The sequence below is a fragment of the Flavobacterium sp. LM4 genome (assembly GCF_002017935.1).
Lineage (GTDB): Bacteria > Bacteroidota > Bacteroidia > Flavobacteriales > Flavobacteriaceae > Flavobacterium > Flavobacterium chungangense.
Map to the genome: position 1 here is coordinate 128601 of NZ_MUFW01000001.1, position 13986 is coordinate 142586.

10 protein-coding genes and 1 pseudogene are annotated in these 13986 nt (G+C 31.1%); 3 read left to right on the forward strand and 8 right to left on the reverse strand.

The features are described 5' to 3' along the window. Window positions 1-2 precede the first annotated feature (2 nt). The 3 genes from BXU10_RS00430 to BXU10_RS00440 form a co-directional block, all read right to left on the reverse strand. Window positions 3-677 (reverse strand): response regulator transcription factor, encoded by a 675-nt coding sequence (locus tag BXU10_RS00430; RefSeq protein WP_078225658.1) that lies wholly within the window; start codon window positions 675-677, stop codon window positions 3-5. 187 nt (window positions 678-864) lie between these two features. After that, the gene (locus BXU10_RS00435; protein ID WP_078225659.1) at window positions 865-1098 is read right to left on the reverse strand and encodes a hypothetical protein; all 234 of its coding nucleotides are present in this window, start codon (window positions 1096-1098) and stop codon (window positions 865-867) included. 49 nt (window positions 1099-1147) lie between these two features. Continuing rightward, window positions 1148-1345: a hypothetical protein gene (locus tag BXU10_RS00440; RefSeq protein ID WP_078225660.1), complete on the reverse strand. Its 198-nt coding sequence runs from the start codon at window positions 1343-1345 to the stop codon at window positions 1148-1150. Between the two features lie 267 nt (window positions 1346-1612). Between BXU10_RS00440 and polA the strand changes: the two genes are divergently transcribed. The 3 genes from polA to BXU10_RS00460 all read left to right on the forward strand — a co-directional run bounded on the left by polA (window position 1613) and on the right by BXU10_RS00460 (window position 6409). Further along, the gene (gene polA / locus BXU10_RS00445) at window positions 1613-4456 is read left to right on the forward strand and encodes a DNA polymerase I (RefSeq protein ID WP_078225661.1); all 2844 of its coding nucleotides are present in this window, start codon (window positions 1613-1615) and stop codon (window positions 4454-4456) included. A gap of 810 nt (window positions 4457-5266) precedes the next feature. Further along, entirely contained in the window at window positions 5267-5497 is a 231-nt protein-coding gene (locus tag BXU10_RS00455; RefSeq protein ID WP_078225662.1) for a hypothetical protein, read from the forward strand. A 105-nt stretch (window positions 5498-5602) separates the two neighbouring features. Further along, window positions 5603-6409, forward strand: a complete 807-nt coding sequence (locus BXU10_RS00460) for a hypothetical protein (RefSeq protein WP_078225663.1) — start codon at window positions 5603-5605, stop codon at window positions 6407-6409. A gap of 247 nt (window positions 6410-6656) precedes the next feature. Here BXU10_RS00460 and BXU10_RS00465 read toward each other — a convergent pair whose 3' ends face one another. The 5 genes and pseudogenes from BXU10_RS00465 to BXU10_RS00480 form a co-directional block, all read right to left on the reverse strand. After that, window positions 6657-6947, reverse strand: a complete 291-nt coding sequence (locus tag BXU10_RS00465; protein ID WP_123921931.1) for a hypothetical protein — start codon at window positions 6945-6947, stop codon at window positions 6657-6659. A gap of 508 nt (window positions 6948-7455) precedes the next feature. Beyond that, window positions 7456-7641: pseudogene (locus tag BXU10_RS25710) on the reverse strand (hypothetical protein); the annotation flags it as partial. A 65-nt stretch (window positions 7642-7706) separates the two neighbouring features. Continuing rightward, window positions 7707-10877 carry an ABC transporter permease gene (locus tag BXU10_RS00470; protein WP_123921933.1) on the reverse strand — a complete coding sequence of 1057 codons (3171 nt, stop codon included), beginning with the start codon at window positions 10875-10877 and terminating at the stop codon, window positions 7707-7709. Then, window positions 10870-11754, reverse strand: a complete 885-nt coding sequence (locus BXU10_RS00475) for an ABC transporter ATP-binding protein (RefSeq protein WP_078225666.1) — start codon at window positions 11752-11754, stop codon at window positions 10870-10872. The genes BXU10_RS00470 and BXU10_RS00475 overlap by 8 nt, the downstream gene beginning before the upstream one ends. Window positions 11755-11814: 60 nt before the next feature. Continuing rightward, window positions 11815-13971, reverse strand: a complete 2157-nt coding sequence (locus BXU10_RS00480) for a TonB-dependent receptor (protein WP_078225667.1) — start codon at window positions 13969-13971, stop codon at window positions 11815-11817. Between the last annotated feature and the right edge of the window lie 15 nt (window positions 13972-13986).

Genomic DNA, 13986 nt, shown 5'->3' on the forward strand with positions numbered 1-13986 from the left:
ATTTATTCATTAATTCTATACCCAACATTGCGAACTGTTTCGAACCAATCTATCGAATTGTGCTTGTCCAATTTCTTTCTGAGATTTCGAACATGAACGTCAATAAAATTCGAATCTGAATTTACCTCCAAAATGTCTCCCCAAATATGTTCCGTTAATTGTAGTCTTGTAATTACCCGATTTTTATTTAAAACCAAATATTGAAAAATATCAAACTCTTTTTTGGTAAGGTTTATTGGTGTTTCGTTGTAGCTTACTTTGTAATCCTGAAGCTGAAGTATAAATCCGTGGATGCTTAAATTATTTAAAGTAAAACCATGAATTCTTCGAATAACAGCAAATAACCTGGCGGCCAATTCTGTCAACGCAAAAGGTTTTGTCAGATAATCATCAGCACCAAGGTGAAGACCATTGATTCTGTCATCTAATTCTCCACGTGCAGTAATTACAATAACAGCTATTTTTGATTTTGTTTTTCGAATAGCTTTCAAAACCTCAAAGCCATCACCATCAGGCAATCCTAAATCCAGAAGGATTGCATCATAATCATTACTGCCAAATTCCTCCAACGCATCTTCGCAATTATTTGCAATTTTACAGATATATCCTGTAGTACAAAGAAAGTCGTAAACTTCTCCGGCAAGCTCTTTATTATCCTCAACAATCAAAACATTCATAAAAACAACAATTTAAGCACAACTAAAATTAATCAATTATAAAAAGTCCTGTCGCGCATTATTAAAAAATTAACGAATGAAAAAAAGCTGACAAATTTCTTCATCAGCTTCTTCAATCGCATTCTTATAATCATTATTCCTGTTTTGCCTCCGTTACAATAGTTCGAAAACAAAACAAAAGCAATTCTTATTTTTTCACGCTGGCTGCTTCTTCTTTTGAAGCTTCAGCTTTTGCTTTTTTATTCGCTTTATGATTATGGTGTTTTGTTGCTTTTACCTCTTTGGCCGGAGTTGCCTGCGTTGGAGTTGTTTGCGCACTAACCATTACACTTGTTCCCAGAACAGCTGCTAAAACAATCAATAAATTTTTACTCAGACTAAGTGTGTTGCTTTTTTTGTTTTCGTGAATCTGTGATTTCATGATTTCTTAAGCTTTAAATTAATTACCTTTTATTCTAAATTACTTTTTGTTATTTTTTTACTTTTGCTGTTTCTGCTTTCGGAGCTTCACTTTTTTCTGATTTTGCTTTTTTCTCAGATTTGTGTTTCGGATGTTTTGTTGCTTTTACTTCTTTTGCAGAAACTACTTTAACTTCTTTTGCTGGAAATGCGCTAACCATTGCACTTGTTCCTAAAACTGCTACTAATAACATCAATAAATTTCTCATGATTTCTAAGTATTTAAATTAATAATATTTATTTTTTACACTCCAAAATTACTTCTGTAAAATGAAGACAAAATGAAGAAAGTACTGACCAATAAAATTTTAACTTGATATTAACTTAAGCTTTTTCATTGTACAACATCTGGAAGTTCATGAACCTCCTGTTTAATTAAAAAAACATCTGATTAAACTGTCACAAATATTTAAATTCATAAAACAGAATCATTTTTAAAACCCAATTGTTTATTTTTACAGACTAATATTTTTTTTATGTCAACTCAAAAACGCCTTTTTCTTTTAGATGCCTACGCTTTAATTTTTCGTGGTTATTATGCTTTTATAAAAAATCCGAGAATCAATTCAAAAGGGATGGACACATCTGCTATTATGGGTTTTATGAATTCCCTTTTGGATGTTATTAAAAGAGAAAAACCAGATCATTTGGCTGTTGCTTTTGATAAAGAAGGGAGCCAGGTAAGAACCGAAATGTACTCAGATTATAAAGCAAACCGCGATGCTACTCCTGAGGCAATCAAAATTGCGATTCCCTATATTCAGGATTTACTAAAAGCCATGCATATTCCAATTATTGAAATTGCCGGCTGTGAAGCAGATGATTTAATTGGAACAATTGCCAAACAAGCCGAAAAACAAAACTATAAAGTTTTTATGGTAACGCCCGATAAGGATTTTGCCCAATTGGTTTCTGAAAACATATTCATGTATAAACCAGCCCGAATGGGTAACGGGATTGAGATTTGGGGGATACCAGAGGTTTTGGCAAAATTTGAAATTGAAAGACCAGAGCAGGTAATTGACTTTCTTGGTATGATGGGAGACGCCGTAGATAATATTCCGGGATTACCGGGCGTAGGTGAAGTTACAGCCAAAAAATTTCTTAAAGAATTTGGCACAATGGAAAATCTTCTTGAAAATACTCATTTGCTAAAAGGCAAAATGAAAGAAAATATCGAGGCTAATAAAGACAAGGGGATTTTATCTAAAAAACTGGCAACTATTATCTGCGACTGTGATGTGATTTTTAATGAAGATGACTACGAACTTTCGCGTCCCGACATTGAGAAAACCGATGCTATTTTTCAGGAACTGGAATTTAGAAGAATGGCAGAACAATTTGACAATTTATTTAAAGTAGGAGGAGGGAATGAATTAGCCGAAAATAATGCTCCGGATGCTAAATTATATAAAAAGCCTCAGCCTAAAAATGAGGATCAATTTGATCTTTTTGGAGGAGGAACAACTGAAGAAAATCCTGAAGCAGCAAGAGCTTCATTTTACAATACTTTAGAAAATACACCTCACTCGTATCAGGCAATTGAAGGAGATTTAGGAATTAAGTTGCTTTTACAAAATCTGCAAAAACAAATTTCGGTTTGTTTTGATACGGAAACTACAGGTTTGGATGCTTTGCATGCTGAGTTGGTTGGAATTTCCTTCTCCTATGAAAAAGGAAAGGGATATTATGTCCCGTTTCCGGAAAGTCAGGAAGAAGCTCAGGTTTTGATAGACAAATTCAGACCCTTTTTTGAGAATGAAAACATCGAGAAAATTGGTCAGAATTTAAAATATGATTTAAAAATTCTTTCTAATTATGGCATTACAGTAAAAGGAAAGCTTTTTGACACCATGATAGCGCATTACCTGATTAATCCTGATATGCGTCATAATATGGATATTTTAGCCGAAACGTATTTAAAATATTCGCCTAAATCAATCGAAACCTTAATTGGAAAAAAAGGTAAAAATCAGATTTCGATGCGCGATGTTGCACTTGAAGAAATTAAGGAATACGCAGCTGAAGATGCTGATATTACATTACAATTAAAAGAGATTTTTACAGAAGAATTAGATAAAACAGAAACTAAAAAGCTTTTTGAAGACATCGAGATTCCGTTAGTAAGTGTTTTGGCTGCTATGGAAACAGAAGGAATTCGTTTAGATGTTGAGTTTTTAAGTGCCATGTCAAAAGAAATGGATGTTGAAATTAAAACTTTAGAACAAAATATTTACGAAATAGCTGGCGAGAAATTTAATTTGGCTTCACCGAAACAATTAGGCGATATCTTATTTGACAAGCTTAAAATTGGTGGTGCTAAACAAAAGAAAACCAAAACCGGTCAATATGCTACCGGTGAAGAAGTTTTGACGTATTTAGCAAACGACAACCCAATCGTAAAAGAAATTTTAGACTGGCGACAGATGGTGAAATTACAAAGCACTTATATTTTGGCTTTGCCAGAACAAGTTGATAAAAAAACTTTACGTGTTCATACTGATTATATGCAGACAGTTGCTGCAACAGGTCGTTTGAGTTCTAATAATCCAAACTTGCAAAATATTCCGATTCGTACCGAAAGAGGTCGTCAGATCCGTAAAGCTTTTGTGGCACGCGATGAAAACCACACTTTAATTTCTGCCGATTACTCCCAGATAGAATTAAGAATCATTGCCGCCTTAAGTGGTGAAGAAAACATGATTAAAGCATTTCAGGACGGAGAAGATATTCACAAGGCAACAGCGGCAAAAGTTTTTAATGTGCCGTTGGATGAAGTTTCCCGTGAACAGAGAAGCAATGCCAAAACTGTAAACTTTGGAATTATATATGGCGTTTCAGCTTTTGGATTAAGCAATCAGACTTCATTATCAAGAAGCGAAAGTGCTGCTTTGATTGAAGCTTATTACAATACTTATCCAAGATTAAAATCATACATCTCAGACCAGGTAGAATTTGCCCGCGAAAACGGATATGTTCAAACTATTTTGGGACGCCGCCGTTATTTAAAAGATATTAATTCAGCTAACGCCGTAGTAAGAAGCGCTGCAGAAAGAAATGCTGTTAACGCTCCAATTCAGGGAAGTGCTGCGGATGTGATTAAAATTGCGATGATCAACATTCATAAAAAACTTCAGGAAGAAAATTGGAAATCAAAAATGTTGCTTCAGGTACATGATGAGCTTGTATTTGATGTTCATAATGACGAATTAGAAAAAATTCAACCCATGATTAAGCACGAAATGGAAAATGCTTTTAAAATGGCCGTTCCTTTAGAAGTTGAACTTGGTTTGGGTAAAGACTGGCTGGAAGCTCACTAGAAAATAACAGTGATAAATTTGTTTTTCAGATGGAGGGTATTTGTTTAAGGAAATTTAATATGTAAATCTAATCTTTCTAGAAGGTAATTACCATATAAAGTTTTCTAAAAAAAAAATTTAAAGATAACAAGCAATGTCCAGAAATCTCAGGGCGTTGCTTGTTTTATAAAAGATAATCTCAAATTTTTAATTTTTTGAGAAGATAACTTTTAATTACCAGTCAATCTTAAACTATTTTGAAATACTTCGGCGGAATCTTTCAATGCAAAAATAAAAGCATTTAGAGCGCAGTTCAGAGGAGTAAGGAATGTAGAGTTTTTCCTTTTTAGACTAACTAAAATTTATGCATAAATTTTTATAAATCCACAGGTTTTTGTAATAGATCCCAAAGGTCGAATGAAAATATAAAGTATAAAGTATAAAAAAAACTCCTTAATTTCTTAAGGAGTTTCTTTGTGGGCGATGAGGGGTTCGAACCTAATTAGCTTAACCCGCACCAATACCGTCTTTTTATTTTTAGAAAATAGCTGTGCCATGATTCTGCCACAATTATCATTTTTATACAATATCTTAAAAAAAGCTCCTGCTAGAAACTTCTTGTATTTTAAAGAACGTTATAATCCTTTTATTTTAAACAAAAATACAACTTATTTTTAATTTTCATCTAAATGGCAAAACTCTTTTTGTCCTTACATATCTGATAACCAAGGCAAGCAAAATGGAAGTGTATAATTACTTATCGTGCATAATTTAGATTGGCATTTTTTCTTTGCCCTATTTTTGAAGTATAAACTATATAAATATCAAAAAATGTCAAAGAAAAATCAAATTGCTTTCAGTAAAATCAGTGCACAAAAAATCAAAATAAGTCCAAGGAAGCAAAAATCAATAGATAATAGATCTAATCAACTAAATCCTAATAATATTGAATATAAGAAAGTCCATCTAAACAAGAATGAGATAGCAAATTCTAAGAAAGAAGATTACTGTGACTGGGATGATGATAGTTTTGGGGACGATTGGGAATTTAATCATGATTAACTTGAAAATAAGTGCGCAATATTATTCAGAGTTTTATAATCAGACAGTGATATAATTTACTAGTTTTGATTCTGTTACTTTTTCATTTTATAAACAATTCTTTTTATGGTAAACAAACTTTTAGAAAATTATAAGAAACTGTCTTTTGAAAAAGAAGAGGAATTGATTACTATTTTCTTCGTTATGGTTTATGGAGGTGAAAAAGAATTGATATCCAAATTAAATGAATTAAAAAAACAATCAAAAACTGATGAAGAAATTTTTGAAATTTTGAAAATTGAAACTAATTTTAATTTTTGGCTGAAATTATCCGAAACATTAAGATTTAATAATATAACAGATTTAATTGAGACTACATGTAGACTAGAAGTGAACAGCGAGTTAGCTAGTTCGATTACTGATCATGAGCGCTTGACAAGAATGTTTACGATTCAGAAATCATTTGGAGAATCTGTTTTAGCAACTTCATTTGATATTAATTTAAAAGGCAAAACCAAGGAAGAAAGCAAAATACTTTTAAAAAAAATAGCTTATATAACCAAGGAGACTATTGCTGCAGAATTTAAATGTAATAAGAGAACCTTAACAAAATGGCTTAAAATTTATTTTGGGGATAGATTTGTTAGAAAAGATCGAAAGATTACTATAGATGAATATGTAGAAATTTTTGAAGCGTTCTTTTTGAATGATGATGAAAGCCTAAACTTGAATAATGATCTAAGTAAATATTTAAAAAGATTGCAAGAAGGTGTCAATTTCAACAAAAGTGATTTAGCCCTTTTATGTGATTCTGACTTGAAAACTCAAAGAGAAAACCTGAAAAAAATAGCTTATTACTCATATTTAGATAAATTTCCATATTCCATTTTTAAAAAATTAGCAGGTGAAATGGGATATGAATTAGAGTTTTAGTTTTTATAGAATTTATTTTCAAAAATTAAAAAAATAGAAACTTATCGATGGTTTAAAGTTAGAATAATTCTTGTGTAATTACTTTATTAGATTTGTTGTATTGCATATATAAGTAGTAAATAACAACCTTAAAAAATAACAAATAAATATTGTTTTAATTTCATAAGAGAAATAGCAGTTGTTTTTTAAAGTTGTTATGAACTATAATTCTAAAAATGTACTAATGTAGTTAGTGAGACACTGCTGACTATTGAAATAACCTGGTCAGTTCTTTATCAACATTAGTTTCTAATTTGTTTTTATAATTATTCATGAAAATTGTCAGTTCATCAATCGTCTTGATATGCGTATAGTCTTCAGAAATTATTTCTATCCAATCTTCATTAATTTTTTCTTTAATTGTAAAATATCCAGTTGCTCCAAAAATTATTACAAATAGACGTTCATCAAAATGTTTTGTAAATTTTATATTTTCTTCTTTGAAAAACATACTATTGCCGCACTGTTTACCCTCAGAGTTTAATTTAAATTCAACCAAAGCAAGAGCAATTAATTCGTTTCTATAACTGTAGCAACATTCTTGCTTTTATAACTATATTAGTTAACGCAACATTATTGCTTTAATTGTGGAAATAAAAAATTATTTACAAAATTTATTAATAACGCTTTTGAGAACTTGTAAATATTTTTTCATCCAAATCAATTCAAAAAAATGTAGTGTCCCTGTTTTTCTTTTTTGAGTAACCTTTTTTGCTTCATTAAGTACCATGTAAAACAATATTGGCTTGGTCTAAATTTATTATGATAGGTGTAATTATACTCGAAATAGAGACAGTTTTTCGTGAGAAAGAAACAGATATCATAAAGAAAGCTAATAACAAAAAGTGGTATTCTACTTGTATGAATTGAGTTTTAGCCAAACTAAAAATTATATTTTAGTAATATAAATGTGAAGTGTTTTGTTTTTTGAATTTAAAAAACGGCTCATTACAATAATGAACCGTTCTACCAACTAAAACAAAACAAAATATGATTTTTGATAAAAGTTAATCGTTTAAAAAAGCAGTTTCTGCTGTTGTGTTAGTAGCTCTAGGGATAGGAAAAGGGTCTTTGTTGGAGAAAAAAACATCTTGTAAATCCATAATTTCATCAGCGGTGCAAATGCAGTTTTCTAATTGCTGGCGTACTTGTTTTTCGTCGAAAGAAATGCCAATAAATACCAATTCGTTTAATCTGCCCCCATAATCGAGCGTTCTTCGATACTATTTTAATTATCCACAAAACTTTAGAAGTTTATTTATTCTAAAAATGTAAAATCTTTAGCCGAAATTTTCTTGTCTTTGTTTACCGAATAGAATGTCCTTAATTTATCTAAAAACACTGTGGCTCCTTGTGTTTTAGACAATTTATAAAGTTCTAATCCTCCTTTTGATTCTGAAATATAATCTGCATAATCGTCACTTTGTTTCCAATATATTTCTTGATTGCTGGCAGAAGAAATTCCTTTTTGATAATCATCTTCTAAATTTTTTAGATGCTGTTCTAAAATAGTATTCCCAAAATCTTTTTGCACAAAATGTAAAGCCAAATATTCCGGGATTGATTTTATTACTACAGGAAAACCTTGTGATTGCGTTAGATATAATCTTTGTACATATTGTTTTGCAATCATTTTAGTAAACAAGTAATTGATAAATTCATCATTTGCATTATTACTGGTTTTAGCAATCCAAGCATAGTTTTCGGGCAAATAAATTATATTATCAGCTGTTTCTAATTTGTTATCGTATCGTGGACGTTCAGCAATTATTATTGTGGGATAAGGATAATTTCCAAAAATTGGATACAAATTCTGCAATGCTTTTTTTACTGCATTTTCAATAATATCAAGATTATATAAATGATTTGGGTGTGCATAAATTTCAATTTTTTGAGGCTTCCTATCCAATGTTTTAGTAATCTCAATTTTCTTGGAATAGAATTTGGCCGATAGAATTGTAAAATCATACCAAGTACCTGAAAAGGATTGGTAGTTATAATAATTTCTTTCACTGCTTACCCACACTTTTTTGAGTACTCCTGGAACAATTATATGTTGCTCTTTTGCTGTACTTATTGTAAAATTATAGCTTATACTATCCGCTAATGATGAGGCATAAACATTATCACTAAATTTAGGAAAACGATTTTGCAATTTGGTTAAACCTAAGAGTGAACGGTATTGATTTTTAGGAACAATTCTATCAGTATCAAAACCAATAAATTTTGGAAAAATATCGTTTTTAAAATAAGATCCGTTAAAAGTTAAATGCTGTTGTGGATCATTATTTGTAAATCCTTTGTGCTGAATGTTTGCTTCTACTACAAGTTCTACCTGTTGATTTTTTTCTATGGCAGGCGTTATCAAATAAATAGCGTGCTTTAGTTTTTTATCATCTTGAATTTTTTTCAGATTATGTTTTTTTACTGCCAATTTTTTGATAGTATAAAAGTCAATCCATTCAATATGCAAGGTGTCTATTTTTTTATTGTTTTTATTTTTTAAGGTCATCTCTGCATTTAGCAATAAATATCTCTCATTTGGGAACAAATCTATAGTTGCCTTTATGTTTGTAACTTTAACCTGCTTGCTATTACTATATTTACTGTATTTTTTTTCATACAAAGCGTTTTCTTCCCGTTGTTGCTCTTTGCTTAAAAATTCATTATCGATTACTGTTGTTTGATTTATTTTATTGGCATAAATAATAAAAATTGTTCCTGACAATAATAAACCCAATAGAATTGTATAGCTAAATCTCTTTTTGCTGTTTTTCACTCTTTGCAATAGTGATAATGGAATACCTCTTTGCCAAACAATAAAAGAAAGAAAAAACAGGAATAAAGCGAATGATGACCAGTAAATTACAAAATAGCTATTTGCTTGTTTAAATATGCCATATCCATTCATATCGGTATAAAAATCGCCTCCTGGAGCAAATGTAAACAGGTATTTGAATTGTTCAATCATTCCCATTTCTTGCGCAACTGCTGTAAACATAAGCAACATACAAGTAATAATGTAAGTAATGTGTTTTTTTGCCGTTATTGATGCAATAAAAACGGTCAATAATACATACTGAAAATATTTTGGCAACCACCTGCCAATCAATTCTCCTATATATACATCTATTTGATAATCATAAAAGCCTTTAAAAGTTTGCACTACAATTCCCATTACAATAAAGCTTAATGAAAGCAGTAGAGATAATAAAAACATTGCCAAAACTTTTGATAAAATTACACTCCAATTTGTTATAGGGGTAACGTCTGAAATTAACCAAAAATCAACTGTTCGGTCTTTATATAATAATTCTGTTGTAGAAACAATAAGGAATAAATAAATAAAAAAAGCCAATGGTTTGGTTACTTTTAGAATTTCTGAAGTAATGGGTAATGTTTGCGTTTCTGAATAATAGGTTTGATGGTATATGGTAACATAAACGATAAAAAGCGTGAAAATGAAGCCCATAAAAATTTTAAAACCAATAGGCCGAATTGAATTTTTAAATTCAAATAATGCCATACGCAACATCGATGATACATTGCTTTTTAAGGATAAATCGATTTTAATTATAGGCAGATTTAATGGTGGAATTATTGTATTTGCTGGTTCATCATTTTTAAATTTAATTTTTTTCTCACTAAATTTTAAAAACGAAAACCCCTTGTAAGCAACAAGAAGCAAAATGGTAGCAATGCTATACCAAATAAGTCTATTGATGAAGAAAGATCCTTCGAGAGGTAATGTAAAACTGTTTTTTTGTAAAGCAGTAAGATTTTCTAATTTTAAATGCAAATTGGCAAAACCAGAGGCATCAACCATAGTATATACTTCTCCATAATCTTTGGAAGAGTCTCCAAAAATTAAAAGAACAAAAAATAAGAGTGTTCCTATGTAAGCACCCATATTTTTTTTCATTATTGTTGCAAGCGAAAAACTTACACTAAAATAAACAAAAATATTAGGTAAAAAGATGTAAAAAATAGCTTTAAAAAAATTAGCCAAATCAAAAGTCATCAGCTTTTCTTGAGGCGAAATACCAGTGTAAGGATATATTAAAATACCAATAAGGTAGCCTGTAGAGAGTGCTAATAAGATAAAAAAAGAACTCAAATAACGACTCCAGAAAAAAGCAGATTCACTTACAGCTGTGGTGTAAAACAGTGAGGCAGTTTTATCATCTAAATCTTTGCCCAATGCTTTGGATGCAAAAAAAGCTACCAGAATAAAAGTTAAGTATCCTGTTCCTGCCAGCACAGCGTAAACAATTGCTGGTGCATTATGAAATGAAGTGTCGGCACTAAAAAAGTCTGAAGTGTGTTTTATATAAAAAACCCCTTGCAGTACAAATAAAATAAAGAAAACGTAATTGATTCTTTTTTTTGATTGTTGTTTCAGCTCAAATAAAAAAATATTTTTAAACATATTGATTTCTTTTAACATTTATTACTGAAAAGTAGGCGTCTTCTAAATTTGTTGCTTTTGGCCAAAAGCTACCATTAGGCATTTCAGGATCCAGTACAGTGATGATGACTTCACCTCTATATATACGTGAAGAAATAATATTATACTCTTGATTGTATTTTTTAAAATCATTTTTTTTAATTTTTCTCTCCCAAATTTTATTCTCTAAACTCATTTCAATATCATCTGGATCTCCGGTTATTAGCACTTTTCCGTTTCCAATAATAGCCATATCATTACACAAAGTGTTTACATCTTCAACAATATGTGTAGATAAAATTACAACAGCATTTTCTCCTATTTCACTCAAAATATCATAAAATCTATTGCGCTCTACAGGATCTAATCCTGCCGTTGGCTCATCTACTATTATAATTTTAGGGTCTGAAATAAGTGCTTGCGCAATGCCAAAACGCTGTTTCATTCCTCCTGAAAAAGTTCCTAGTTTTTTATTTCTTGAGTCCCATAAATTAACCTTATTCAAAAAATAATTTGTTACTTCTAGAATATTTTTTTCGTTTTCGATTCCTTTTAAGCGGGCAATATGACGCAGTAAATCGGTCGCTGAAACATCAGAGTACACTCCAAATTCTTGGGGTAAGTATCCTATTATTTTTCGCATTTCATTGGGCTGTTTAAAAACATCTATTTCATTGAATTTAATGCTTCCTGAATCAGCTTCTTGCAGAGTAGCAATTGTTCGCATCAGGCTTGACTTTCCGGCTCCATTTTGCCCAAGCAAGCCAAACATTCCTTTTTTAATCGTTAAATTTATATTATCTAGGGCTTTGTGTCCGTTTGAATAGGTTTTCGAGAGGTTTTTTATTTCGAGTTGCATATTTTTTTATTATGAGATAATTATTCTATCTATTGATTCGTTTTTTAGATTTTTTCTTACTTATAAATCTACTCTAAACGTAGTTCCAAAAGTTTGAGGAGCACCTAACAAAGAATAACCGTTACTTGCAGATGATGCGTTAAAGAAGGCCAGATATTTACTTTTTGTGGCGTTTTTTATCCAGAAACTCAATTCCCAGCAACCGTGTTTTACAGCTAGATTTGCATTGAGGATATGAAAAGGGGCTTGCTCTACAGTATTATAATAATTCATATATTGCTGTCCGTAATATTTCCATTCTGGTGTAAATCGTATATCGGTATTTTTAAAAATAGTGTGTTGATACGAGAACGAAAGTGTGGAGGTAATATTAGGCGTAAAAACCTGTTTGTTTCCTTTATAATCCAAAACAGTAGTTGGATTGCTCGGATCCAAAAGTAATAAAGATTTGAATTCTGTTTGTGTGAATCCTAGATTATAATCCACTTGAAATCCTTTGAAAATAAGAGCCGAAATTTCGGCTTCGGCACCATACAAATTAAGTTTTCCGTTGTTTGTAATTGCTTGTTCTAAATAATCAGGAGGCAAAAAACCAGTTTGCTGTTGATCATTCCATATACTGTAAAAAAAGGTGGTGTTTGTTCTCAATTTATTACCCAGCCATTGTGCTTTTTGCCCTATCTCAAAAGTGTTTAAATACTGTGGTTTGTAGGAAGTATAATTTGGGTTTGTAGTGTATTGATTCAAACCGCCGGGATTAAATCCTCGTGAATAATTAGCAAACAACAAAAAATCATCTTTTAATTTGTAAGCAAAACCGACCCTTGGAGAAATTGCTACATCTTTTCCAGAGAAGTTTTTTTCTGGATTCATCATAGGTGGATAGGGTTCTTTTATAAAATCTCCTTTCAACACCATTTCTCTCCAAGAATAATCTAATCGCAGTCCGGCAATAACATCTAGTTTATCGGTAAGGGCATAATTTATATTGGTGTAAACGGCTAATCCGTATTCTTTTCTGGTAGATTGATTTCCTGTACTAAAAGGCGCACTTGCATAATTGGACCCCAAAGCCACCGCATCGCTACCAACAAACGTTCGTGTTTCTGTATTGTAATGATCATCCAAAAAACCATACAATCCTATTACATATCGCAATTTGTCTTGATTTTTGGTCGCTATTTTAAACTCTTGCGTAAAAGTGTTTATAGGGTCATTTTGTGTGAATTTAAACCAATCATATTTCGTAAAATCGACATCATAATCGTCATATTTATCATTTAGGAAGGTGTAACCACTAACAGACGAGAAAATATGTTTGTCTGTTTCGTATTTTGCCAATAGCGAATTACTAAATAACATTCTTTTTTCAATATTGCTACCATTAGCTGTATTGGTATAAGATGGGGCAAAAGCTTCTTCTTTTGTGTTCACATACGGAAAAATTCCTTTCAAATTATTGTATTCAATTCTGGAATTTAATCGCAACGAAAATCCATTATTTCCAACATATTTCAAGAAAATATTACCACCCGTATTTTGTGTTTTATCATAATTCCGATTCAGAGTAGTATTGTAATAAATACCCTCAAGACCATTATGATATAGTGAAGCTCCCGCAAAAAGTTTATCTTTTATAATTGCTCCAGATGCCCCAGCTTTTGTGCGCAGTAAATTATAATTTCCAACACCTACCTCGGCAAAACTGTGAAAAACATTGGTTGGTTTTTTGGTAGTTATTGCAATTATACCACCAAAAGCATTTCCGCCATACAAGGTACTTTGTGGGCCTCTAAGAATTTCTATCCGTTCTATATTCTCAATTTGACTAGACATAGAATAGGCATTTAGCATAGGAACGTCATCTACACTGACTCCTACCAATGATAAATTGGCACTAAATTGAAAAATCCCTCTTAAAGATATAAAATTAAGTGTTGGACTTCCAGCATTTGAAACATAAAGGTTTGGCGCAAATCCTGAAATATCATTTAGTGATTGGATAACACTGCTTTTTATTTTTTTCTCATCAATAACCGTAATTGGAGTGGCTGTTTTTTGTACTTTATTTTCCCTTTTTTCTCCATAAACGGTGACTTCATCGAGTACATTTTGTTTTGAAATAGGAATTGTATCCTGGGCATTTATAATTTGGGTAAAAAACAGAACAAATGATAAGTATAATAGTTTTGAATTCTTGAATTTAATAATTTTCACAACGACTTATTTAGA